Below are 24820 nucleotides of genomic sequence, written 5' to 3'. Positions count from 1 at the left end.
AGCGTGCCCAAAGAGAAATTAGAAACGGAAGGTTGCAGTCGCAACGACCTGACGTTCTGCGCCCCAGAAGCAGCCATAGGTATCGAAGCAGCTGGCAACATATTCACGGTCAAACAGGTTTGTAACGTTAACGGCAACACTAGAACCTGCCATACCCAGGCGCGCGAGATCGTATTTAACGACTGCATCCATCACGGTTGAGCTACCCACTTTGAAGGTGTTCTTCGGATCGCCATAGCTAGAGCCAACATAACGACCGCCTGTGCCCAACGTTAACCCTGACAGCGGGCCTTCGTAGAAGGTGTAATCCCCCCACAGAGAAGCCATGTTTTTTGGTACTTGCACAGGTGTTTTACCTTTAAGCGTCGTGTCTTCTGTATATTCCGCATCGGTATACGTATAAGACGCTGTCAGGTTAATGTTCGCATTCACTGCGGCTTTTGCTTCTAATTCAACGCCACGAGAACGAATTTCACCCGCCGGAACCTGCGCATACGGATTAAGCGGATCGGTAGTCAGGTTATTCGTTTTCGTCAGCTCATATACCGCGGCAGTAACAACAACGGGCAGATCTTTTGGAACATATTTTACGCCAGCTTCATATTGCTTACCTTTTGACGGTGCATAAGCAACGTTGTCGGCAGGTGTTGCTGCCCATGCTTTAGAAGGATTCGGCTCGAACGATTCGCTGTAGCTAAAGTATGGCGTAATACCATTGTCAAAGAGATAGTTTATCCCACCGCGCCAGGTGAACTGCTCATCGTTACGTTCAACTTTCTGATTACTGGAACGAATAGTTGTTGCCTGCTGAGACCAGTCATAGCGGCCTCCCAGCGTTGCAACCCATTTATTCCATTCCAGTTGGTCCTGTACATACACACCTGTTTGGTGCTGCGTGTTAAGCTGGAACGGTTTCGCGTCAGGGAAGTCAACATCGTCATACACCGGATTATTCATATCTAAAGGCGGTGCACTTCCGTAGGCGTTATCGATATCGTTTCGCAGACGCGAATAGTCGACACCGGTAAGCAGAGTATGTCCAACATCTCCCGTCGCGAACTTGCTTTCCAATTGAGTATCTACGCCAAAATCATTATAGCGTTCATCGGCGACGATAATCTGACGGGTCAATTGATTCCCCACTGCGCCGAAGCCGTACACACTCTGTTGAGATGTTTTGATTTGGCTATAACGCAAATTTTGACGCACAGTGAAGGTGTCATCAAAACTGTGTTCAAAGCTGTAACCAACCATTCGCTCATAACGCGAATAGGTATTATTCGGCGCATAATCCGTAAAGCTCACAGGCAAACGGGAACCATCAGGTAACGGCTCAACCGTACCTTCTTTCGGCAGCCAGCCGTAATAACCTGTTGAAGGCTCATTCTGAATGTTTGCTCGCAGAGTCAGGTTGGTTCGGTCATCAGGCTTCCAGCTAAACACGGGAGCAATGGCATAACGCTTCTGCTTCGCAAAATCTTGTTGTTCGTCATTAGAACGTGCCAACCCTGTCAGGCGGTATGAGTACACGCCGTCGTCATCCAGGGAATCGCTGAAATCAAAACCGGTTTGGAACAGATTATCCGAACCCATTTTGAATTGAATTTCTTTTAACGGCTCTGATGTCGGGCTTTTGCTAACCATGGAGATCAAGCCACCCGGATTACTTTTCCCGTAAAGTACAGACGTTGGCCCGCGCATAAGCTCGACGCGTTCAAGCATGTAAGGATCAACAACGGCAGAGCTGTAGTAATCACCCTGTAACTTGACGCCATCAAGGTAATTGTTTGGTGTTGGGCCTGGCGTGTAGAAGCCACGAATAATAACGAAATCATAAGTACTGGAAGCGCCACGCGTAGAAACGGCAGCACCAGGGGTATAGGCTAAAGCCTCTTTTACCGACCCAGGTTGATGCATATCCATCTCTTCACGCGTAACAACCGAAACAGACTGTGGGGTCTTTTCGATAGGCGTATCAGTCTTTGTGGCAGTGGCGGAACGTTTCGCGGCAATCGTCGGCGAAGGCCCCCATGCGCTTTCCTGCGGAGCAGGTGCAGCAGTTACGGTGATGGTTTCTTCTTTCGGGTCAACCGCCGCCTGTGCATAGACAGACATGCCGCTAACCGCTGTGGCTACCACTACTGCGATTTTACGCAGTGATGAACTTGGCTGAGCAGTTTTAAGACGCGCCATTGGTATTTCTCTGATGAAAGTGAATGATAACGTAAACGAGAATTATTATTATAACGACAGCATAATATTCGAAACTCTGGCGAGATAGCAAGCAATACGCGTCCCTACTAAAACTGAGGGGTTAAGAAATAACCAGATGAAAAGAAAGGGTTAATAAATTAGGCTGGAATGTTAGGGCTCAGAAAGAGCCCTGTCGTACTGCTGCGTATATACGCCTGCAAATTAACGGTAATACACTTCAAAGGTGGCCACCGCATCGACCTGACCTCCCTTCACCGTTCCGGTTTTAGCGTATCGCGCTTTCAGGGGGATCTCCTCTGTTCCCCGCCCGGTTGCGCTTTCGATCCCCGTATATTCCTGATCAAAACTCAGCACATGATTGTCTTTGTCGAGGATCTGGATCCCCACACCGCTGGCAGCCCCTTCCCCACTGGCAATGTTCAGAATATTGCCGTCGGTAACACCGGTTGAACCGGCGCTGGTAAACTTATAATCAATGTGCGTTCCGGTAGTACAATCGGCGACTTCAATTTTAAAGCTGTCATCGGTGAGTACGGAAGAATATCCCTGAGATAAACTACCTGAGGTTACCGAGTCCATCAGAACGGCAATATCTTTACTGACCAAATTACAAGTATTGGTCAGCACATCGACCACCGTTGGGCCAAAACGCAGTTTTGCCGCTATCAGGTTCCCCATTTGATAATCGGCATTAAATAAGCTGGTATCCAGCGTACCAGACTGAACGGTGTCAATAACGACCAACTCAACCCCCACATGATAGGTTGAGTCAAAAGAAGCCCAACTCCCTAATCTACCAATATAGTGCCGGGGAGTAATGAGATTATCGCCAGTGAATGTCGCTGTCTTATTCTCTGCGCGAGCAGCGCGAAAACCAATACCAGGTACTGTTGTTTTATAAACTCCCGGCAATACTCCTGAATAATCAGCATCAGTCAATACCAAATAGCCGTCATACACCCGCTCATTGCCGTCACAGCTTAAGCCGTGTGATTCTCCAACTGTTTCTCCGGAATAGACTACAGTTCCTACAGCTGCATCAGACTCAATCACAATCTGCGCGGGCATGGTAAACATAATCGTTGGATTCGCATCCGGATTGGTAAACGAGCATTCAGCCCAGGCCTGCTGAAAACAGACGCTAATAATAGCTAACATCAGCGTGATGAAGAGCCTGACAACAGGCTTTATTCCTTTTTGCATCTGGTCATTTCCCTGTTAGCTAAACAACAACATCCACCGTTGCCACTACCAGTGGTAGTACGGCAAACATAGCCATCGCATACCACTATCCAGCACCTGCTGCTTGTCCGCTTTTGCATATCTCCTCCATTTATCAACGGCAGTTGAGCGTTGCGGTGAAAATTCCCGGTTCAGGTTGTGCCGGAACCGTCACCTCCGCCGAGCAGCGCTGCTGCGCCGTATCACCCCATTGCGCGGTCACACGCTGCGTCCCTTTTAACCCAGTGATAAACACTTCACCGGCATCGCCCACGATAGAGGTTGCGCCGTCCATACTCAGCATCGCCCCAAAAGGCACCATACCCTGACCATATCGCAACGTCAGCAAGGCACGCTTACCCGCACGCGCGGTAAAATCCACCGCCACTACCGCCCCCTTGGTCGGATTCACGTCCAAAGACGCATCCTTAATATCTAAATCATCGCGCCCCATGGTATTCACGGTGATGGTATTACGCCGATAGTTGGTTAAGGTCGGCACAATGGCATTGCCCCAACGGTCGGTATACACCCCTTGTGAATTTTGGATTTTGACGTTATCGCCATCGACAATATGCACCACCGCAAAAGCATCCTGGATCGACTGTCCCAGAGTTATTCCTTGCGAGTGCGCGACAACGGAGCCCTGTGCACTATAGCCCCACTGCTTGCTGTCTTGCTGATAGCTGTAATTAGCGCTGAACTCCCCCACCGAAGCCCGATAGCGCGAGGAGAGATAAGCGCCGTAGCCCACGTTGTTATCGGTGTAGGTTTGCTGAAGGTTGTAATTTAAGTTGTTGTTTTCCAGCAGCGAGCCGCTAACGCCCGCCTGGTGCGAGGTGTTACCTTTTTTAGAACTGGTCAGGTTATAGGTGCCCCAGGAGTTCGCCAGCCAGCGCGAGAGCGGAATGTTAATCGAAATCGAAACCTGCTGGTCGTTATCGGTCGATGGCGTTTTCGTCAGGCTATAGTTCAGCGACCAGTTAACGCCCTGCCAGCTGCTGCTGTAACCCAAGCTGACGCTGCGCTCATGGCCTTCCATTCCCCAGTAGTCCTGCTGATAGGCGTTGGCATATACCGACCCCCAGCTATGTAACGACTGTGAAAGGTTTAGCTGTAAGCGGCTCCGGCGGTTAAAAGCATTGCGATAGCTGTAAATGCTGTCGTCGTCATAGGCGTTATTGCGCTGATCGAGAGCCTCCTGAAAGGTATAAAATCCAGAGGTGGAATAACGATAGCTGGCCAGCGTGATCGTGGTATTGGTCAGCGGAAAATCTTTTGCGTACTGCGCGCGCCACGACTGGCCGTTCGCATCTGCGCGACCGTCGTCAAACGCGGTTCTGGCGGCCGTCAAATCCATCGACACTGAACCAAAATCGCGTAAATCGGCCCCGATGCCGACCAGCCCGGCATGATACATCGACGCGCCCTGCAGACCGCCGTAGGCGGTAATTCCGAAAGGTAAGCCGTAAATTGCCGTCACCTGGCCGAATTCAGGTTCTTCGCCATTATCCACATCGCGATATTTACCTGCCGCCAGGCTGTACTTCAGCGCGCCTTCGCGTTGCATAATCGGCACCGAGGAGCTGGCCTGAATAAAGCTGCGCTCCGTACCGTCAGCCTCCGTCACGGTGACTTCCAGATCCGCCCCTGCCGTGACCTGGGTTAAATCACGGATTTCAAACGGGCCGGGCGAGACGTTGGTCTGGTAGATGGTGTAACCGTTTTGCTTGATGGCCACTTTGGCATCGCTGTTGGCGATGCCGCGCACCACCGGGGCGAATCCCTGTAATCCGCTGGGCAGCATGCTGGTATCGGTCTCCAGCTTCACCCCGGTCATTTGTACGCTGTCAAACAGTTCGCCGTTGGTGTAGGTTTGCCCAAGCTGAAGCTGGCTGCGCAGGCGTTTGATATCACGCTCCAGCGTTGTGCTTATAGATTGCCAGCCGCTGTCATTCCCCCAGCTACTGGAATTGCGCACTCGCCATGGGCCAATGTTCATACCCGAATTGAGACTGGCCCAGTTAGAGGCATTGTTGTCCCTATTCGACTGCTGATGCGAGCCCGAAACATAGTAGCTGGTCCACAGAGCCGGAATGCCATCGTCCCAGGAAGCGGGATTGCTTTCGCCCGAAATTTGTTTGCCGCGGTAGATTTGCGGAATACGTAATTGCAATACCTGAGTTTCCGGGCTGAAGTCATAGCGCGCATCAGCAATATATTCACTAATATCGCCTAATGCGGCATTATCATTAATATTCTTTAACGCCGGGATGGAATCAACTTTGACGCCCAGTTCACGCAGTTCTGCTTTAGTAAACTGCGGAACCAGTTTGCTGTTATCTTTTGAAAGGACGTAATTTAAATTTCGTTTATCGATGCGATCCCGATCCCAGACAATGGACGTTAAATACCGCCCTGGCGATAGACCATTATTGCGTAAATAAGCTTCCAGCGCGCCGGTATTCTCCAGCGGCGTCCCCGTTTCCAGCGCACTGAGATTGAAATAATCGTCAGCGCAAACGGAACCACTCGCCGTTAATATCGCGAATGTCAGCGTATTGAGCGCAAAAAGCCGGACAGTACGATGAGAAGACATAAACGCCACCCGTAAGAAATCGATAGCTCATTTACAGCGGCTGTTTACGCTGTCCGGTTTCTGATCCGAAATCATTAATCGCGGTCCAGGCTACGTCGCCTTTTGCTCCGGAAGATAACGGGAAACGCTGCTCAGCAAACGGGGCGACCATCATGGTTAATGCCGAGGGTGAATGCTGATCCACTGCGGATTTAATAGCTTTTCCCGCAACCGTAAGCTGGCCGAAGGTGACATAAAATGGCGTGGGATTTTTCACTACCAGTTGATTTTGGCTGCGGCTAAACTGCAATGACTGCCAGGCCGTTTTCGCCTCACTTTCTTTCAGCGAAGCCGGGCGATAGAACAGCTTTAACTTGGTCTTAATTGCAAATTGTAGCGTGTTGTTATCACGTAACTCTTCCGGGATCGCAGAAACCGATTTAACATTCGCCATAAACAACGATTCGCGATCCTGCGGCAGTGCCGTTTTATTACCGGTATAAACTACGTGCAGCAGCGTCTGGCGATTTTCGTCCAACTTATAAATTGGCGGTGTAATAACAAATGGCGCTTTACTGTCATCAATATTACTCACCCAACTTTGCACCAGATAACGTTTATCATTATCTTTATTTTTTAGGGTTACCTGTACTTCAGACTGGCTGGCAGGATAAATAATTCGCGTTCCGCCAATCACCACCCCCGCATGAGCAATATTTATGCCGGTAGTGAGTACCAAAGCTAATATTGTAATAAGTCGTTTCATTTTCCATTCCATTGAAATACTGGCCCAGCCTGGGCCAGTGCGTACAACGATTAACGATAAATCAGGGTATAGGTTGCTTGCGCGGTATAATCACCGGTGGTCGGTAGTGTACTGCCAACCTGAATAACTTCAGCTTTATAATTGAAAACCACGCTCTCGCCATTGGCCTTATTCAGCGAATCATCTGGCTCCGAGCCATCAAATTTTACGTAATCACTGCTGCCTTCTGGCAACATACGTACGCCGAGATTTGTCGCCGTCCCCGTCGGTTGCAGCACTTCCTCGCCATAACCGGCAACACGCGTACCATCAAATTTGATATTGAGATTGGCAATCGCGGCATCACATTCCGTCAGTATGATGGCAAAAGATTGCGAGTCACCTACTTTTTTATCAGCGCCAAACGCGGTTTGCGACAGATTATTAAAGGTCACTGTACCGTTTGTCGACGTACCGTTGACATCCACGGCACAGCTATCAGGAATAATCTTGCCGTTAAAGGTGACTGTTCCGGTATCAACGGCCAACGCAGGCATCGCGGCCCCCGCCAGCACGCTGCTTACAAACAATGAGGTGAGAATTTTTTTGCACATAACGTATTCCTTACATATGCTCACAAAAACCAACAGAGGAGAAGTCAATTTTAACGAAAGGAAATAGAGACTGGTTGGAGATACAGATGCAACAGCATCCCTGGATGATATAATATATCTTTATCAACTTGTTCAATCCCAAACATTCCTTTGCATGAGTTATTCTACGATTTACGATAAATAAACGCTAACCAACCCATTCACACCAGCAAGGTCAAAATAAAAACAACACACTGATTTTAATAAAAAAATAATTCATTAAAGATTTACTTAAAATTAAATTTGGTTAACTTTAAATTATCACAGGGAATTATTAATTACTTTTTTTCATACTGTAAAAAAATAAAAAAGGTGGAAAATCAACAAAAAAATCCACAAAAAATTAGTCAAAACCAAATATATAAAAAAATAATATGTTGCGTTTATGGTTAATCGGGAAATGTCCTGCGGAAATTGCCATTACAGATCATAGATGAGGAACATGCAACAAATATTAAAATGTGATCCACAACAAATTACAGCCTGACGTGAAGACCAGCAAAGACATCCAGTTCCCAGAGAGGAAATGAATAGAAAGGCGATAACAGCGCGAAGAAGAAGTCCCCCACACCGGCCTGTGCCGATGCGGGGGAAGAACAGTTAAAACCAAAATCAGTTACTGCCGAACATGTCCTTAATCCAGCCAGCGACACCGTCGCTATCCTTCTTCTCCTGCTGCGGCGGTTGCTGCTGTTGAGGCTGCTGTTGCTGCGGCTGCTGAGAAGATTGATCAAACGGATTACCCGACTGCTGCAGCATTTCACCCTGCTGACACAGCGAATCCGGATCGGTGGTCCACACCGGGAGCGTACGCATCCCGCCGCTACATACGAAGTTACCGTCGTAGTCCACGCCCATATCTACCACATCTTCAGGCGGCGTCAGCACCAGCGGGGTCGGCGTCTGGTTGGCCAGATAACGCTGATAAATCGACATCGCGCCGCTGGCACCGTACAGCTTGGTTGGCTGGTTGTTATCACGGCCTACCCAGGTGATGGTCACCTGGCTGCCGTCGATCCCAGCAAACCAAGTATCCACGTTGTTGTTGGTGGTCCCGGTTTTCCCTGCCAGATGCAGACCCGGATACTTCGCGCCAAGCTGGCGACCTGTACCACGCTGAACCACCTGCTGCATAGTCCACAGCGTCATATACGCTGCTTGCGCCGGAACGGCACGCTCGGCCTGTGGGAAACTCTGGTACAGTACGGTTCCATCTTCGGCAATCACCGAACGCAGCGCCGACAGCGGCGCACGGTTCCCGCCGCTGGCGATAGTCTGGAATGCCTGCGCCACTTCAATTGGCGTCAGGTTCAACGCCCCCAGCAGCATGGCCGGAACCGGGTTAAGCTGATCTTTCGGCGCCCCCAGCTTCAACCAGGTATCGGTTACAGCAGGCAGGCCCAGCGCCATCCCCAGATTTACCGTTGGCACGTTCATTGAACGCGTTAACGCATCCACCAGCATCACTTTCCCGCTTTCGCTATAGCGACGGTCATCGTTCTGCGGTGACCACACCTGGCCGTTCGGCTGACGCAGTGCAATCGGCGCGTCGGCAATCCAGGTATTCAGGCGGTACAACTTCGGCTGGCTGAGCGCGGTCAGATAGGTCGCAGGCTTGGCCAGAGAACCAATCGAACGACGCGCCTGCATCGCACGGTTATAGCCCGCAAACTGCGGTTCTGCTCCGCCGACCATGGCGCGAACTTCGCCGCTAAAGCGGTCAACAACCACAATCGCGGTTTCCAGATCGCTCAGCTTACGCTGTTTCTTCAGTACCGGAATGCCTTCCACCGCCGCTTTTTCTGCGGCGTCCTGCGCCACGGAATCAAAGGTGGTGAAAATCTTCACGCCGGAGAGATCTTTAACTTTATCGCCCAGCTTCGCCTGGAGCTCCTGACGCACCATCTGCATAAAGGCAGGCTGCGGGGAGATCACCCCACCACGCGGCTGTACGCCTAACGGACGCGCACTCAGCATGTCATACAGATCCTGGTCGATAATCTGCTGCTGTTGCAGCAAACGCAGAACCAGGTTACGACGCTCGAGCGCCAGTTTCGGGTTACGCCACGGGTTGTAGATCGACGCCCCTTTAACCATCCCCACCAGCAGCGCCTGCTGGTCGAGGCTCAGCTCTTCTACCGGACGGCCGAAATAATAGAGGCTTGCCAGCGGGAAGCCGCGAATCTCGTTATCACCGCTTTGACCGAGATAGACTTCGTTCATGTACAGCTCAAGAATGCGGTCTTTGCTGTAACGCGCATCCATGATCAGCGCCATATAGGCTTCGTTAGCTTTACGCCAGTAAGAGCGTTCGCTGGAGAGGAACAGGTTTTTCACCAGCTGCTGAGTCAGCGTACTGGCACCCTGTACCGTACGACCCGCCGTCAGGTTCGCCAGCACCGCACGACCAATGGAATAAAGGCTGATACCGTCATGCTCATAGAAGTGACGGTCTTCGGTCGCCAGCAGCGTGTCCACCAGCAGATCCGGGAAGCCGCTACGCGGAACAAACAGGCGCTGCTCACCGTTAGGTGAAGAGAGCATGGTGATCAGACGCGGATCGAGACGGAAGAAACCGAACTGGCGGTTGTTATCCATATTCTCGATAGTGTCCAGATGATCGCCGTCAAAGGTCAGACGCGCACGCACCTGCCCTTCTTTACTGTCCGGGAAGTCAAACGGACGACGAATCATCTCGATGCTCTTCGCCTGCACGGTAAATTCGCCCGGACGCGTCATCTTCGTCACCTGACGGTACTGCGTGGCCTCCAGCAGCTTCACCATCTCGTTCTTGCCGATAGGCATTTCTGGCTCAAGGTTAACCATACGGCCATATACTGCCGCAGGAAGCTGCCAGACTTTGCCATCAATACGGCTACGAATTTTTTGATCCAGATAAACGCCATAAATGGCGATCAGCACCAAAAAGACAATCGACAGTTTTACCAGCAGCCAGAACCAGCCGCGCTTACCACGAGGCTTACGCCCTTTGCCTTTACCCTTACGCGGCATCGGTTCTTCATCCTCATAGTCATCATCATCATAATCGTCGTCATACTCTTCATCTCTGAGTTGACGACGGCTCACCTTTTGTTTCACCGGACGCGAGGGTTTCCCTTTACGTCCAATTGGCTCGCGGTCATTCCCCGCCATGCTTTTTCTCCGCAACATTCAGGCGCAAGGGCCCGATTCTCTGTTCTTCCGTCCTGCGACAGAAGAAGAAATCTCTCAATTATTACCGCTCTTTCGCCGGATGCGGCATAACGCCTTATCCGGCCTACCGTTTCATTACGAATACTTTTTGGTGCGCCGCGTTGGCGCGGTATTCGCCGGATCGTCCGGCCAGACATGTTTGGGATAACGCCCTTTCATCTCTTTTTGCACCTCACGGTACGATCCCTGCCAGAACGCGCTCAGATCGCTCGTCACCTGTAACGGTCTTTGGGCCGGCGACAGCAGCTCCAGCACCAGCGGCACGCGCCCCTGGGCAATGGTTGGGGTCTTTGCTTCACCAAACATTTCCTGCATCCGAACTGCCAATACCGGAGGATTATCCTCATGATAGCGAATGGCAATCCGGCTTCCCGTCGGCACAGTGTAATGCGCTGGCAGTTCACTATCCAGACGTTGCAGCATTGACCAATCCAGCAAACCGCGCAACGCCAGCCCCATATTGAGTGCTTTTAATGCACGTAACGAGTGTACACCGCTCATGTGCGGCAGCAGCCAGCTCTCCAGCGTCGCCAGCAGAGACTCCTCATCTACCGCGGGCCAGTCGTATTCTGGCAACCAGTTTGCCGCACATTGCAGACGCAGGCGAAACTGCTCAGCTTCCGGCGTCCAGTTGAGCACACTTAGCCCTTTATCGCGAATGCCGTTCAACATCGCCTGGTGCAACTCCTCTTCCGAAGGTTTGGCCAATGGCTGTACTTTTACCGTGAGCTGACCAATGCGCGACCGACGCAATGCCTTTAACGTTCCCTGGGTTTCATCCCATTCGATGGTGTCGGACTGTTGTAGCAGCTCAGGACATGCCTGCATCAGCGACTCGATATCCAGCGGCAGAGCCAGCAAGATACGCGCGTCTGGCGAAGCGCTGCCCTGCAACAAAAGTGGCGCTATCAACCATTCATGGCGTCCTGAGGCATCATCGGCATCCAGCATTGCGCCCATGCCATTCGCCAGTTGATAGCGTCCTTCCTGCCCACGTCGGCGCGCGATCCGATCGGCAAACGCCCGCGCCAGCAACGGGGAGAGCAGCGTGCTGTCCGGCTGTCCGCTGCTAACATTAAGCCGTTTCAGCAACTGTTGACTGCGCTGCTGCCAGGCAGGCTGGTTTCGCGAAAATGCCACGGTTAGATCGGTACTGCCACCGCGCGGCGGCTCTTCCAGAATCGCAGCCAGTTTTGCCGCCGTAGCCGCTTCGGTATTATTTTTGGCACCGACCAGCATCGCCGCTAAACGAGGATCGTTACCCAACGCCGCCATTTTCTGCCCCGTGGCGCTAAGCCTGTCGCCCTCAAGCGCGCCCAGCATCTGCAACAGCCGTTTTGCCGCCTGCAGGTTGATGGCGGGCGGCGTATCCAGCCAGTTCAGTTGCTCAGGGTCGGTACATCCCCATTGCAGCAACTCCATCAGTAGCCCGGACAGATCGCTCTGCAATATTTCCGCTTCACCCTGCGCTGCCGCTCTTTCTGCCTGCTCTTTGGCAAGCAGATGCAGGCAAATACCGGGCTCCAGACGACCTGCACGTCCCGCGCGCTGAGTCATCGAAGCCTGGCTGATGCGCTGGGTAATCAGTCGCGTCAGACCGGTACGCACGTCATAGCGCGTCACGCGTTCCTGAGCGCAGTCCACCACCAGTCGGATGCCTTCGATCGTCAAGCTGGTTTCAGCAATATTGGTGGCCAGCACCACTTTGCGTTTGCCTTGTGGCGCCGGCACAATCGCCTGACGCTGCTCGGAAAGCGTTAACGCGCCATACAGTGGACACAGCACAACATCGCTGCCCACACGCGTAGCCAATTGTTCCTGTACGCGCAGGATTTCGCCCACACCCGGTAAAAATAGCAGCAGTGACCCGCTTTCATGGCGCAATAGCTCCGCCGTCGCTATCGCCACCGCTTCATCAAAACGCAAATGCGCCGCCAACGGCTGATACCGCCGCTCAACGGGAAATGCGCGGCCTTCAGAAACGATCGTCGGCGCATCGGGCAACATCTGCTGCAAACGCCCGTTATCCAGAGTGGCGGACATGATCAACAGTTTCAGATCGTCCCGCAGCCCTTGCTGCACATCCAGCAATAGCGCCAGCGCCAGATCAGCCTGTAAACTCCGTTCGTGAAATTCGTCGAGGATCACCAGCCCGACGCCCGTCAGCTCGGGATCGCGTTGGATCATCCGCGTCAGGACGCCCTCTGTTACCACTTCCAGCCGGGTCTGCGGCCCTACGCAGCTTTGCGCGCGCATGCGATAACCCACGGTCTCGCCAGGCTTTTCATTCAGCAATTCCGCTAACCGCTGCGCCACGTTACGCGCTGCCAGGCGCCGCGGCTCCAGCAAAATAATCCGTCCCTTGATACTGCGATGCTCAAGAAGTCGTAACGGCAGCCAGGTCGATTTCCCGGCACCGGTCGGCGCCGTCAGCAAAACCTGCGACGAGGTATCAAGAGCGGTAAGCAGTTCAGGCACTACGGCGGCAACGGGCAACGACGTCACAAATGACTCCAGAGGGTTAACATTCTTCGCGCTGCATTGTAGCATCGCGTTAATTCATAACCGAGTATCCATCATGTCTGAGCCAAAAAGGCTGTTCTTTGCGATTGAATTGCCAGGCGAGGTTCGGGAGCAGCTAATCCACTGGCGAGCCGCGCAGTTCCCCCCGGAAGCGGGTCGTCCCGTCGCGTCTGATAATTTGCATCTGACACTGGCCTTTCTAGGCGACGTCAGCGACGAGAAGCAGCAGGCGCTGTCGCAACTCGCGGGACGTATTCGCCAGCCGGGTTTTACGCTCAAATTCGATGATGCCGGGCAATGGTTGCGATCCCGGGTTGTGTGGCTGGGAATGCGTCAGCCGCCGCGCGGACTGCTGCAACTGGCGAATATGCTGCGGGCACAGGCCGCACGCAGCGGTTGCTACCAGAGCCCGCAGCCGTTTCATCCACATATCACGCTGCTGCGCGATGCCGGCCACGCGGTGCCAATCCCGCCACCGGGCTTTGGCTGGTCGTTTCCAGTCACGGAATTTGCGCTTTATTCCTCCTCATTTGCACGAGGACGCACGCGTTACACGCAGTTGCAACGCTGGACGCTGACTGAATAATCAAAGGACTGTTTATGCAATTTTCTCCACTTTTACAACCTGCAACGCTCATTCAGCGCTATAAGCGCTTTTTAGCGGATGTGATCACACCAGCTGGCACAGAGTTAACGCTACACTGCCCAAATACCGGTGCGATGACCGGATGCGCAATGCCAGGTGACACCGTTTGGTATTCGACATCAGAAAATACTAAACGCAAATATCCACATACCTGGGAATTAACGCAAACTCAATCCGGTGAATTTATTTGTGTTAACACGCTGTGGGCCAACAGATTAACGAAAGAGGCGATTCAGCAGGCGTTAATTTCGGAAGTTTCAGGCTACAGCACTTTGAAAAGTGAAGTAAAATACGGTGCCGAAGGGAGCCGCATCGACTTTTTGTTACAGGCAGATTCCCGACCTGACTGCTATATTGAAGTGAAATCAGTCACGTTGGCGGAAAAAGAACAGGGTTATTTTCCCGATGCCATCACTGAACGAGGTCAGAAGCATCTTCGGGAATTGATGAGCGTAGCGGCTGAAGGCAAGCGGGCAGTGATATTTTTCGCCGTGCTACATTCAGCCATTACACGGTTTTCACCCGCGCGCCATATCGATGCGAAATATGCGCAATTATTAGTTGAAGCACAGCTTAAGGGGGTAGAAATTCTGGTTTATAAAGCGGAACTTTCTGCCCACGGTATGACTCTTAAAGAGCCGTTGCCCATTACCTTGTAATGGTGTAAATATCTGGTCAATTAGTATTCCGGGCGCGTGGGCAAATACGCTTTTCCTCACAGGGTTGTCAAGTGTTACGTTTAGATAATTGCTATCCGGAAAAGCATCTGCTATTTATAGCGACCTGATTTTTCCCCCGAACATGGGGATCGATAGTGCGTGTTAAGGAGAAGCAACATGCAAGAAGGGCAAAACCGTAAAACATCGTCCCTGAGTATTCTCGCCATCGCTGGGGTGGAGCCGTACCAGGAGAAACCGGGCGAAGAGTATATGAACGAAGCCCAGCTGTCGCACTTCAGGCGTATTCTTGAGGCATGGCGCAATCAACTTAGGGATGAAGTCGATCGCACCGTAACTCATATGCAAGACGAAGCGGCTAACTTCCCTGATCCGGTGGACCGCGCCGCACAGGAAGAAGAATTCAGCCTTGAGCTGCGTAACCGTGACCGTGAGCGCAAACTGATCAAAAAGATCGAGAAGACGCTGAAGAAAGTAGAAGACGAAGATTTCGGCTACTGCGAATCATGCGGCGTAGAAATTGGTATTCGCCGTCTGGAAGCGCGTCCGACAGCCGATCTGTGCATCGACTGTAAAACGCTAGCAGAAATCCGCGAAAAACAAATGGCAGGTTAATTCCGGTCATTTTTACCACGTTTACTACAGGCGGGAGCATCTCCCGCCTTATTATTTGTTAGTCCGCAAAATGAGCGATTCACATTATATTGGCCGCTTCGCCCCTTCCCCCTCCGGCGAACTGCATTTCGGTTCACTGATTGCCGCCCTCGGCAGTTACCTGCAGGCTCGTGCCCGGCGCGGAATCTGGCGAGTACGCATTGAAGATATTGACCCCCCTCGTGAAGTTCCCGGTGCTGCAAATACGATTCTGCGTCAGCTGGAACATTACGGACTGCACTGGGATGGCGATATTTTATGGCAATCTCAGCGTCATGACGCCTACCGCGAGGCGCTCGCCTGGCTACACCAGCAGGATCTGAGCTATTACTGCACCTGTACGCGGGCGCGTATTCAAAGCGTCGGCGGTATTTACGATGGTCACTGCCGTGAGCTGCGCTGCGGACCTGAACAGGCCGCAGTTCGCATTAAGCAACGCCATCCGGTAATGCAGTTTACGGACCAGTTGCGCGGGGTGATTCAGGCTGACCCTCAGCTTGCAGGCGAAGATTTTATTATCCACCGACGCGACGGGCTGTTTGCCTATAACCTCGCCGTGGTGGTTGATGACCACTTTCAGGGCGTAACGGAGATTGTACGCGGCGCCGATCTTATCGAACCCACGGTGCGGCAAATCTCTTTGTATCAGCAGTTTGGCTGGCAAGCGCCTGACTATATTCATCTTCCGCTGGCGCTCAACGAACAAGGCGCTAAACTTTCAAAACAAAATCATGCACCTGCGCTGCCGCAAGGCGATCCGCGTCCGGTGATTATTGCCGCGCTACGCTTTCTCGGCCAACGTGCCGATATCCCGTGGCAGGAGATGCGTGTCGACCAGATCCTGGCGTTTGCCGTTGAGAACTGGCGTCTGACAGCGGTGCCTGAATCGGCGATCTTAAATCCGGCATTCTCAAATGCATCATGCTGAGCTATGATTAGCCGCTATTTTTACACAGCAACACTTGTTCTGATTGAAGTTTGACACTACCGAGGTGCACTATTTTTACCCGAGTCGCTAATTTTTGCCGCAAGGTGCTAAGCCGCGAGGAGCGCGAGGCTGAGCTCGCCGTCGCCCGTCCACATATGACGGTAATTCCGCGTGAGCAGCACTCTATCTCCCGCAAAGATATCAGTGAAAATGCCCTGAAGGTAATGTACAGGCTCAATAAGGCCGGATACGAGGCATGGCTGGTTGGCGGTGGTGTACGCGATCTTTTGCTGGGCAAAAAGCCGAAAGATTTTGATGTCACCACTAACGCAACGCCGGATCAGGTGCGCAAACTGTTTCGTAACTGTCGCCTGGTCGGTCGCCGTTTCCGTCTGGCCCATGTCATGTTCGGCCCTGAAATTATCGAAGTGGCGACGTTCCGCGGTCATCATGAAGGCAGCGAGTCCGATCGCACAACATCCCAGCGCGGACAAAACGGAATGCTGCTGCGCGACAACATCTTCGGCTCCATTGAAGAAGATGCCCAGCGTCGCGACTTCACGATTAACAGCCTGTATTACAGCGTGGCCGATTTCACCGTACGTGATTACGTCGGGGGAATGCAGGATCTCGAAGAGGGTATCATTCGCCTGATCGGTAATCCGGAAACGCGCTATCGCGAAGATCCTGTGCGCATGCTGCGCGCCGTACGCTTTGCCGCCAAGCTCGACATGCGTATCAGCCCGGAAACCGCAGAGCCGATCCCGCGTCTGGCAACGCTGCTTAACGATATTCCTCCCGCACGCCTGTTTGAAGAAGCACTCAAACTATTACAGGCGGGCTATGGATACGAAACCTATAAAAAGCTGCGTGAGTACAGCCTGTTCCAGCCGCTGTTCCCCACCATTACGCGCTACTTCACCGAAGACGGTGACAGCCCAATGGAACGCATCATTGCCCAGGTATTGAAGAATACCGACAACCGCATTCACAATGATATGCGCGTTAACCCGGCCTTCTTGTTCGCGGCAATGTTCTGGTATCCGCTACTGGAAGCCGCACAGAAAATTGCGCAAGAAAGCGGTCTGGCCTACTACGACGCTTTCGCGCTGGCAATGAACGACGTGCTGGACGAAGCCTGCCGCTCGCTGGCGATCCCGAAACGTCTGACCTCGCTGACCCGCGATATCTGGCAGTTGCAGCTACGGATGTCCCGTCGCCAGGGTAAACGCGCCTGGAAGCTGATGGAACATCCAAAGTTCCGTGCAGCTTACGACCTGTTAGCGCTGCGTGCCGAAGTCGAACACAATGCGGAATTGCAGCGACTGGCGAAATGGTGGGGTGAATTCCAGGTTTCTGCGCCGCCGGAACAAAAAGGTATGCTGAACGAGCTGGATGAAGAGCCAGACGCACGTCGGCGCCATCGTCGCCCGCGTAAACGCGCGCCACGCCGTGAAGGTTCCGCATGACCCATCACGTATACCCAACAAATTTCGAGTCGCATCAAGGTGGTGACACAGATGCAGCTTGAAAAACGACGGGTATATATCGCCCTCGGCAGTAATTTAGCCTCCCCTCTGGAGCAGGTTAATGCTGCCGTTAAAGCGATCGGTGAAATCCCTGACAGCCGAATCGTGGCTGTCTCCTCGTTCTACCGTACACCGCCATTAGGCCCACAGGATCAACCCGATTACCTGAACGCCGCCGTCGCGCTGGAAACCACCCTCGCGCCGGAAGAATTGCTCAATCATACCCAACGTATTGAGTTACAGCAGGGCCGGGTGCGCAAAGCCGAACGCTGGGGGCCACGAACGCTGGACCTCGACATTATGCTGTTTGGCGATGAGGTGATTAACACCGAACGTCTGACGGTACCGCACTACGACATGAAAAACCGTGGTTTTATGCTGTGGCCGTTATTCGAAATTGCCCCTGAGCTTATCTTTCCGGATGGTATCAGCCTGCATCAGCACCTCACCCATCTTGGTGCTGCAAAACCTGCACACTGGTAAAGTATCTTCTCCCCTTTAGCGTTTACTGCTTTAGCGCCAAACGATTGCTTAAAACAATTGCCCCCCTGAATGTGACTGTTAGAATGCCGATAAATATGACTTTCATCATCAGGAAATGTTATGAAACCCACCACCATTTCACTGCTGCAGAAATGCAAGCAAGAGAAAAAACGCTTCGCGACAATTACCGCCTACGACTACAGCTTCGCTAAGTTATTTGCCGACGAAGGTATCAATGTGATGCTGGTTGGCGACTCGCTGGGCATGACGATTCAGGGGCATGACTCCACTCTGCCCGTGACCGTTGAAGATATCGCTTACCACACTCGTGCCGTGCGTCGTGGCGCGCCTAACTGTCTACTGCTCTCCGACCTGCCGTTTATGGCTTATGCCACTCCGGAGCAGGCGTTTGAAAACGCTGCGGTGGTTATGCGCGCGGGCGCTAATATGGTCAAAATCGAAGGCGGCGCCTGGCTGGTAGATACGGTGAAAATGCTCACCGAACGCGCGGTGCCGGTTTGCGGCCATCTGGGATTAACGCCCCAGTCGGTGAATATCTTCGGCGGTTATAAAATTCAGGGCCGCGGCGACGCCGGGCAGGTACTGCTGGATGATGCGCTGGCCTTAGAAGCCGCTGGCGCTCAGCTGCTGGTGCTGGAGTGCGTGCCGGTTGAGCTGGCGAAGCGCGTCACGGAAGCGCTGTCGATTCCGGTGATTGGTATTGGCGCCGGTAACGTCACCGACGGACAAATTCTCGTTATGCATGATGCGTTTGGCATTACCGGCGGCCACATCCCGAAATTTGCGAAGAATTTCCTCAATGAAGCAGGCGACATGCGCGCCGCAGTGCGGCAGTATATGGCTGAAGTGGAGTCCGGCGTTTATCCGGGCGAAGAGCACAGTTTCCATTAAGGAGTCTTGTTGTGTTAATCATTGAAACCCTGCCGCTGCTGCGCCAGCATATTCGTCGTCTGCGTCAGGAAGGTAAACGCGTCGCTCTGGTTCCCACCATGGGCAACCTGCACGACGGCCATATGAAACTGGTCGATGAAGCAAAAGCGCGGGCTGATGTGGTGTTCGTCAGCATTTTCGTTAACCCGATGCAGTTTGACCGACCGGACGATCTGGTGCGCTATCCGCGTACCCTGCAGGAAGATTGCGAAAAGCTGAACAAGCGTAAAGTCGATTATGTCTTTGCTCCGGCCGTTGAAGAGATCTACCCGCATGGTCTGGAAGGCCAGACTTTCGTTGATGTTCCCGGTCTCTCTACCATGCTGGAAGGTGCCAGCCGTCCAGGCCACTTCCGTGGTGTTTCCACTATCGTCAGCAAGTTGTTTAACCTGATCCAACCCGATATCGCCTGCTTTGGTGAAAAAGATTTCCAACAGCTGGCGCTGATCCGCAAAATGGTAGCGGACATGGGTTATGACATTGAGATCGTTGGCGTACCGATTATTCGCGCCAAAGACGGTCTGGCCCTCAGCTCACGTAACGGTTATCTGACGGCAGAACAGCGTAAAATTGCGCCAGGCCTGCACAACGTGATGAACGGTATCGCTGAAAAGCTGATTGCGGGTAATCGTGAGCTGCAAGAAATTATTACCATTGCCGAACAAGAACTGAATGAAAAAGGCTTCCGCGCCGACGATATTCAGATTCGTGATGCCGACACGCTGCTGGAGTTGACTGAAACCAGTAAACGCGCGGTGATTCTGGCCGCTGCATGGCTGGGTCAGGCACGTCTGATCGATAATCAAAGCGTTACATTAGCCCAGTAGACAGGGGTTAAAAATCGGGCAATACTGCCTGAAGATTTCTCAAAGCAGGCCAGTCGCGCCTGCTTAGCCAAGGTAAACGACAGGGTATAGAAGTTATGATTCGCACCATGCTGCAAGGCAAGCTCCACCGCGTAAAAGTCACGCAGGCGGACCTGCATTACGAAGGCTCCTGCGCCATCGACCAGGATTTCCTTGATGCCTCAGGTATTCTGGAAAACGAAGCTATTGATATCTGGAACGTGACCAATGGTAAACGTTTCTCAACCTATGCCATTGCGGCTGAACGCGGCTCCAGAATCATCTCGGTGAACGGTGCAGCGGCACACTGCGCTGAAGTTGGCGACATTGTGATTATCGCAAGCTTCGTCACCATGTCTGACGAAGAAGCCCGTACATGGCGTCCGAAAGTGGCTTACTTCGAAGGTGACAACGAAATGAAGCGCACAGCAAAAGCGATTCCGGTACAGGTTGCCTAAAACAGGTATTCAAAATTTATATACAAGGAGTCAATTAATCATGACTCCTTTTAAGTCTCTCCCCCAAAAAATCAACATAACAACAGACGTTAATCATCATAAATAATGCTCAAATAAATAATATTCAAATAAAAAATATCAAATACACTTTAGAGAAATAAATTATATGATATAAAAACATCACCCCTCCCCTTATTATCTAAAAAACAAATAAAATAAAACAAAAACATACATTGAATTTATTTTAGAAAAATTTAAAAATCATTACACATAAACTAATTTGATGCTGACAACCCACATCTAATACACTCCTCGAAAATTAATATATAACTCAATTAGATGTTATATTTAACGGCAAGAAGCTAAAGATATAAATTATATCTTTAGTCCCTATCAATCAATATGGATATTTATTATCATGGCATTTAAAAAATACACACTGGCTGTAGCAGTAATGGCTATCATGTCTGGTTCTGCAATGGCAGAGAATCTCAACGCTGGTCACATCCAGTTTAACGGTCTGGTAAACCCGAATACCTGTACTGTTAAAATGCTGGCCGATTCAGTGACTCAGAACCAAGAAGATTTCAAAGTTGCATTGAAAACTGTAGACATTACTGACTTCACTGGTGCTTCTAATAACGACGTAGCCAGTGTTCTCGGTGAAACTAACTTCACTATGGATGTAACTTGCCCAGGTACAGTCACTCCAGACGAAAACAAAAATATCAGCGTACAGTTCAATACGTTTAACGGCACAACTACCGACTCTAGCGGCCTGTTGTTCCCGCAAGAAAATATTGAAGGCGCAGCCGATAACGTTGCACTGGTGCTGAAAAACGCTGACAACAGCCAGGTCAAAATGGGTCAGGCAAACAATGACCAGAAACAACCGTTAGATGCAAACGGTCATGCTTCACTGACTTATAAAGTTGCCTACACCAAGACAGATACTGCCGTGACTGATGGTACCGTTACCGCTTATACCACTTACACCATTAGCTATGAATAAGTAATAAGGCCGTTGCCTTTCTACATCCCTTGGCGACTCCAGGGGATGTTTCTTTCTAATCCAAAAGGAAGTGGATCCCATGATGTTCAGCTCACACACGAAAACAGGGTTAAAAACGCTTATAGCCGCAGTTATTGGTTTCGCCTCTTTTCAGAGTAGCGCCGATGTTGTGATCTCCGGCACGCGAATTGTTTACCAACAATCCATGAAAGATGTGATTGTGAATATGACCAACCGTGGTCAAAATCCACTGCTGTTGCAAATCTGGATAGACGACGGACGCGCAAATGTCAGCCCACAAGAATTAAAATTGCCGTTTGTCATAACACCGCCGATTACGCGAATGGATCCTGGCAAAGGCCAGTCTGTCCGTGTGACCTATCTGAATCAACCGTTAGCACAGGATCGGGAGTCGTTATTCTGGTTTAACGTTCTGGAAATCCCCAAAAAATCGGCCCAAAAAGACGGTGAAAGCCAGAACCAATTGCAGCTCGCTTTTCGCACCCGTATTAAGATGTTTTTCCGTCCTGATGGGCTGAAAGGCACCGCCAAAGAAGCGATGAAACAAGTGAAATGGTCACAAACGCTGCAAGGTGGCAAGCTGTCTGTTGTTGGCCGCAATGACTCCCCGTACAACGTTTCCATCTCTGGTGCAGTATTTAAAATTGGCGACAAAAAATATGAAATTAATACACAGTCAATTAAACCCTTCTCTAGTGAAACGATGCCAGTAAAAGGTCTTAGCAGTACGACCAGTGGTGAAGTGGAATATATCGCCATTAATGATTATGGCGGCACCGAGAAAATAGTATCTAAAGTAACAAAATAAACGAGTTAATACATAACATCATATATAAGAACCATCTTCATTTATTTTCTGGGGTTGCTATGTTTTTTCGACGCTCTTTATTATGCCTCGCTATCAGCGCGACGTTCCCGCTTTCGACTCAGGCAGCTGAAAATACATCTACGCAATCAACTAAGCCTGAAGCTGAAGAACAGGTAGAATTTAACGAGCAATTTTTATTGAATATGGGCAGCACTGTTGATGTTAACAGATATGCTCAGGGCAACCCTGTTCCGCCGGGTATTTATCGGGTCAAAATCAGCCTAAACGGAATAAATACCGTTACGCAAGAGGTGGAGTTTAAAGACAACGGCACATCCCGCGCCACGCCTTGTATTACGGCTCAACTGCTTAAACAAGCCGGTGTTGATATCAAAGCCGTGCCAGATGATAGCATGGGTGAATCGACCTGCGTCGATGTTAAAACAATCTATCCCAGTTCATCGGTGAATTTCGACAGTTCAAAACTGGTTCTGGAATTGACCGTGCCACAACTTTACGTGTTAAAGCGTCCACCGGGTTATGTCGATCCGTCTTTATGGGATGCGGGTATTCCCGCAGCGTTATTATCATACAATATTAACAGCTGGCACCGGGAAACCGATGGTTATACAACGGATACCGCCTATGCGGGCCTGCAATATGGCCTCAATTTGGGGGCATGGCATCTGCGTTCTCGCGGCACTCTGGACTGGGATAGCGACAATGGCACATCGTACACCAGCCAGGATATTTATCTCCAACGCGATATTCCCGTGCTATCCGCTCAACTTGTGGCGGGTGAAACCTACACCGATGGCGATACCTTTGATTCCGTCAGTATTCGCGGGATGCGTTTGTACAGCGATGACCGCATGCGCCCGGAAGGGACTACCTCCTATTCGCCTGTAATCCGTGGCGTCGCCAACAGCAACGCCAAAGTCAGCGTCGAGCAAAGCGGCCGAAAAATATATGAAACGACCGTCCCGCCAGGGCCATTCGAATTAAATGATTTGAGTACCACCGGTTTTGGTAACGATCTCGAAGTGACTGTTGAAGAGTCTGACGGCAGCAAGCATACCTTTGTGGTGCCTTACTCTTCTGTGACGCAAATGGTGCGTCCTGGAGCTACACGCTGGGAGTTTGGCGCGGGTGAGCTGAACAATGACTCACTGTATGATGCCCCCCAGGTCGGCTATGCCACCGGTTATTACGGCATCAATAACACCTTTACCGGTTATGCTGGCGTGCAGTTTACCGATATGGATTTTTACGCTGGATTGTTGGGTGTCGCGATGAATACGCGTATCGGTGCTTTTGCATTGGACGTCACGCACTCACAGGCGGATATTGAGAATCTGGGCTCGCTCTCAGGTCAGAGCTACCGTTTGACCTACAGTAAAATGATCGAAGCGACCGACACGTCATTCAACATCGCGGCATATCGCTTCTCAACGAAAGATTATCTCAGCCTGAGCGATGCGGCGCAGCTTAACGACGACATTAAACATGGTCGCGACGATCGCAGCATCTACGACTCTAGCGAAGCGCTCTACAGCAACTATCAGCGTACAAAAAACCAGTATCAGGTAAGCATTAGCCAACCGCTGGACTTTTACGGGGAAAATTACGGCTCTTTCTATGCCTCTGGTTCCTGGGAAGATTACTGGAACAACAGTGGTAACACCTCCAGCTATAACATCGGCTACAGCAACAGCTTCCGCTACGGCAGTTATAGCCTCTCCGTGCAACGCTCCTACGACGAAGAAGGGGAGCGCGACGATAGTATCTACTTTAGCATCAGCGTCCCATTGGATGTGTTCTCCAGCGATGGTAAAGGTGTTGCCGGTTTCAACACGCTGAATATGAGCGTAAATAGCGATACAAAAGGCAGCGCCAATATCAATAACTCCGCGAGCGGCAGCGCCCGGAACGGGTTGTTTAACTACTCCATCAGCACGGCCAACAATATCAACAATGATGATAGTAACCTGAATCAGGTGAGTGGCTATGGTTCATGGCGAAGCCCATACGGGCCGCTCTCTGTTTCGTCCTCGTTCTCTGACGATGGCAGCAGGCAGTATTCCGCGAGCTATAACGGCGGGATGGTGCTGCACTCAGGCGGCGTAACTCTGTCACCCGGTTCATTAGACAACAACGCCCCCATTATTCTCGTTCACGCCAGCGGTGCCGAAGGCGCAAAACTGGGCTACGGACAGGGTGAGTTGAATAGCTCCGGTTACGCGCTTATGCCTTACGCCTCCGCCTACCGTGAAAACCGCGTGGGATTAAATATCAGCACGCTGGAGCGTGATGTGGAAGTGAAAAATACCAGTGAAAACGTCGTACCGCGCGATGGCGCAGTGGTAAAAGTCGAGTTTGCCACTGACGAAGGCCGTTCGGTCATCCTTGAATTATTGCGCGATGATAAGGGCTTTATCCCGCTGGGTGCCGATGTTCTGAGCGAGAAAGGCGAACGGGTTGGCGTTGTGGGTCAGGCGGGACAAGCCTATGTGCGCGGCGTGGAAGAAGAAGGCAATCTGCGGGTGGTCTGGGGTAACGAAGCAGATAGCGACTGTACCGTCCATTATAAAATTACGGATAGCGCACTCAAGGCGGGTTTAACCACCGTCCTGAATGGTCAGCGCTGCCATATGCAATAAG

General features: G+C 51.5%; 19 protein-coding genes. 12 read left to right on the top strand and 7 right to left on the bottom strand.

Annotated elements, in window-relative coordinates; translation table 11 throughout:
- Positions 1-18: 18 nt before the first annotated feature.
- From fhuA to hrpB, 7 genes are all read right to left on the bottom strand, one after another.
- Entirely contained in the window at positions 19-2193 is a 2175-nt protein-coding gene (gene fhuA / locus OGX92_RS11205; protein WP_126956860.1) for a ferrichrome porin FhuA, read from the bottom strand.
- 222 nt (positions 2194-2415) lie between these two features.
- On the bottom strand, positions 2416-3417 hold the full coding sequence (locus OGX92_RS11200; RefSeq protein WP_149335383.1) for a fimbrial protein: 1002 nt from the start codon (positions 3415-3417) through the stop codon (positions 2416-2418).
- A gap of 133 nt (positions 3418-3550) precedes the next feature.
- Positions 3551-6034 carry a fimbria/pilus outer membrane usher protein gene (locus OGX92_RS11195; protein ID WP_286586550.1) on the bottom strand — a complete coding sequence of 828 codons (2484 nt, stop codon included), beginning with the start codon at positions 6032-6034 and terminating at the stop codon, positions 3551-3553.
- A gap of 31 nt (positions 6035-6065) precedes the next feature.
- Positions 6066-6779 (bottom strand): fimbrial biogenesis chaperone, encoded by a 714-nt coding sequence (locus OGX92_RS11190; RefSeq protein WP_003829210.1) that lies wholly within the window; start codon positions 6777-6779, stop codon positions 6066-6068.
- Positions 6780-6829: 50 nt separating this feature from the next.
- Entirely contained in the window at positions 6830-7372 is a 543-nt protein-coding gene (locus tag OGX92_RS11185; protein ID WP_149335385.1) for a fimbrial protein, read from the bottom strand.
- Positions 7373-8023: 651 nt separating this feature from the next.
- Positions 8024-10564: a bifunctional glycosyl transferase/transpeptidase gene (gene mrcB, locus OGX92_RS11180; RefSeq protein ID WP_079225472.1), complete on the bottom strand. Its 2541-nt coding sequence runs from the start codon at positions 10562-10564 to the stop codon at positions 8024-8026.
- Positions 10565-10699: 135 nt separating this feature from the next.
- Complete coding sequence (hrpB, locus tag OGX92_RS11175) at positions 10700-13129, bottom strand: ATP-dependent helicase HrpB (protein ID WP_063941128.1); 2430 nt, start codon at positions 13127-13129, stop codon at positions 10700-10702.
- A 73-nt stretch (positions 13130-13202) separates the two neighbouring features.
- On the opposite strand from hrpB, the gene thpR reads away from it, so the two are divergent.
- The 12 genes from thpR to OGX92_RS11115 all read left to right on the top strand — a co-directional run bounded on the left by thpR (position 13203) and on the right by OGX92_RS11115 (position 24819).
- Positions 13203-13733 carry an RNA 2',3'-cyclic phosphodiesterase gene (gene thpR, locus OGX92_RS11170; protein ID WP_003829217.1) on the top strand — a complete coding sequence of 177 codons (531 nt, stop codon included), beginning with the start codon at positions 13203-13205 and terminating at the stop codon, positions 13731-13733.
- Positions 13734-13747: 14 nt separating this feature from the next.
- Positions 13748-14452: a DNA/RNA nuclease SfsA gene (sfsA, locus tag OGX92_RS11165; protein ID WP_149335387.1), complete on the top strand. Its 705-nt coding sequence runs from the start codon at positions 13748-13750 to the stop codon at positions 14450-14452.
- A 177-nt stretch (positions 14453-14629) separates the two neighbouring features.
- On the top strand, positions 14630-15085 hold the full coding sequence (gene dksA, locus OGX92_RS11160; protein ID WP_003829221.1) for an RNA polymerase-binding protein DksA: 456 nt from the start codon (positions 14630-14632) through the stop codon (positions 15083-15085).
- A gap of 70 nt (positions 15086-15155) precedes the next feature.
- Complete coding sequence (gene gluQRS / locus OGX92_RS11155; RefSeq protein ID WP_003829223.1) at positions 15156-16052, top strand: tRNA glutamyl-Q(34) synthetase GluQRS; 897 nt, start codon at positions 15156-15158, stop codon at positions 16050-16052.
- 71 nt (positions 16053-16123) lie between these two features.
- A complete protein-coding gene (gene pcnB / locus OGX92_RS11150) occupies positions 16124-17521 on the top strand; it encodes a polynucleotide adenylyltransferase PcnB (RefSeq protein WP_204192014.1) in 1398 nt (465 codons plus the stop codon).
- Positions 17522-17572: 51 nt separating this feature from the next.
- Entirely contained in the window at positions 17573-18064 is a 492-nt protein-coding gene (folK, locus tag OGX92_RS11145; protein ID WP_003829228.1) for a 2-amino-4-hydroxy-6-hydroxymethyldihydropteridine diphosphokinase, read from the top strand.
- A 120-nt stretch (positions 18065-18184) separates the two neighbouring features.
- Positions 18185-18976, top strand: a complete 792-nt coding sequence (gene panB / locus OGX92_RS11140) for a 3-methyl-2-oxobutanoate hydroxymethyltransferase (protein WP_003829230.1) — start codon at positions 18185-18187, stop codon at positions 18974-18976.
- Positions 18977-18987: 11 nt separating this feature from the next.
- The gene (gene panC / locus OGX92_RS11135; protein ID WP_003829231.1) at positions 18988-19842 is read left to right on the top strand and encodes a pantoate--beta-alanine ligase; all 855 of its coding nucleotides are present in this window, start codon (positions 18988-18990) and stop codon (positions 19840-19842) included.
- A gap of 95 nt (positions 19843-19937) precedes the next feature.
- Entirely contained in the window at positions 19938-20318 is a 381-nt protein-coding gene (panD, locus tag OGX92_RS11130) for an aspartate 1-decarboxylase (protein ID WP_000621526.1), read from the top strand.
- Between the two features lie 418 nt (positions 20319-20736).
- Positions 20737-21330 (top strand): fimbrial protein, encoded by a 594-nt coding sequence (locus tag OGX92_RS11125; RefSeq protein ID WP_003829452.1) that lies wholly within the window; start codon positions 20737-20739, stop codon positions 21328-21330.
- A gap of 82 nt (positions 21331-21412) precedes the next feature.
- Positions 21413-22159 (top strand): fimbrial chaperone, encoded by a 747-nt coding sequence (locus tag OGX92_RS11120; protein ID WP_032934256.1) that lies wholly within the window; start codon positions 21413-21415, stop codon positions 22157-22159.
- A 59-nt stretch (positions 22160-22218) separates the two neighbouring features.
- Positions 22219-24819 (top strand): outer membrane usher protein, encoded by a 2601-nt coding sequence (locus OGX92_RS11115; RefSeq protein ID WP_286586548.1) that lies wholly within the window; start codon positions 22219-22221, stop codon positions 24817-24819.
- Position 24820: the final 1 nt, after the last annotated feature.

The organism is Citrobacter sp. Cpo089 (assembly GCF_030332695.1).
In the GTDB taxonomy this organism is placed as follows: Bacteria; Pseudomonadota; Gammaproteobacteria; order Enterobacterales; family Enterobacteriaceae; genus Citrobacter; species Citrobacter portucalensis.
This window is presented reverse-complemented; position numbering and strand designations above follow the sequence as displayed.

Coding starts and splice junctions, on each gene's coding strand:
- OGX92_RS11125 (WP_003829452.1), top strand. CDS start 20,737: ATGGCATTTAAAAAATACACACTGGCTGTAGCAGTAATGGCTATCATG.
- fhuA (WP_126956860.1), bottom strand. CDS start 2,193: ATGGCGCGTCTTAAAACTGCTCAGCCAAGTTCATCACTGCGTAAAATC.
- panB (WP_003829230.1), top strand. CDS start 18,185: ATGAAACCCACCACCATTTCACTGCTGCAGAAATGCAAGCAAGAGAAA.
- OGX92_RS11185 (WP_149335385.1), bottom strand. CDS start 7,372: ATGTGCAAAAAAATTCTCACCTCATTGTTTGTAAGCAGCGTGCTGGCG.
- OGX92_RS11195 (WP_286586550.1), bottom strand. CDS start 6,034: ATGTCTTCTCATCGTACTGTCCGGCTTTTTGCGCTCAATACGCTGACA.
- OGX92_RS11200 (WP_149335383.1), bottom strand. CDS start 3,417: ATGCAAAAAGGAATAAAGCCTGTTGTCAGGCTCTTCATCACGCTGATG.
- panD (WP_000621526.1), top strand. CDS start 19,938: ATGATTCGCACCATGCTGCAAGGCAAGCTCCACCGCGTAAAAGTCACG.
- gluQRS (WP_003829223.1), top strand. CDS start 15,156: ATGAGCGATTCACATTATATTGGCCGCTTCGCCCCTTCCCCCTCCGGC.
- dksA (WP_003829221.1), top strand. CDS start 14,630: ATGCAAGAAGGGCAAAACCGTAAAACATCGTCCCTGAGTATTCTCGCC.
- sfsA (WP_149335387.1), top strand. CDS start 13,748: ATGCAATTTTCTCCACTTTTACAACCTGCAACGCTCATTCAGCGCTAT.
- OGX92_RS11190 (WP_003829210.1), bottom strand. CDS start 6,779: ATGAAACGACTTATTACAATATTAGCTTTGGTACTCACTACCGGCATA.
- mrcB (WP_079225472.1), bottom strand. CDS start 10,564: ATGGCGGGGAATGACCGCGAGCCAATTGGACGTAAAGGGAAACCCTCG.
- folK (WP_003829228.1), top strand. CDS start 17,573: ATGCAGCTTGAAAAACGACGGGTATATATCGCCCTCGGCAGTAATTTA.
- OGX92_RS11120 (WP_032934256.1), top strand. CDS start 21,413: ATGTTCAGCTCACACACGAAAACAGGGTTAAAAACGCTTATAGCCGCA.
- OGX92_RS11115 (WP_286586548.1), top strand. CDS start 22,219: ATGTTTTTTCGACGCTCTTTATTATGCCTCGCTATCAGCGCGACGTTC.
- thpR (WP_003829217.1), top strand. CDS start 13,203: ATGTCTGAGCCAAAAAGGCTGTTCTTTGCGATTGAATTGCCAGGCGAG.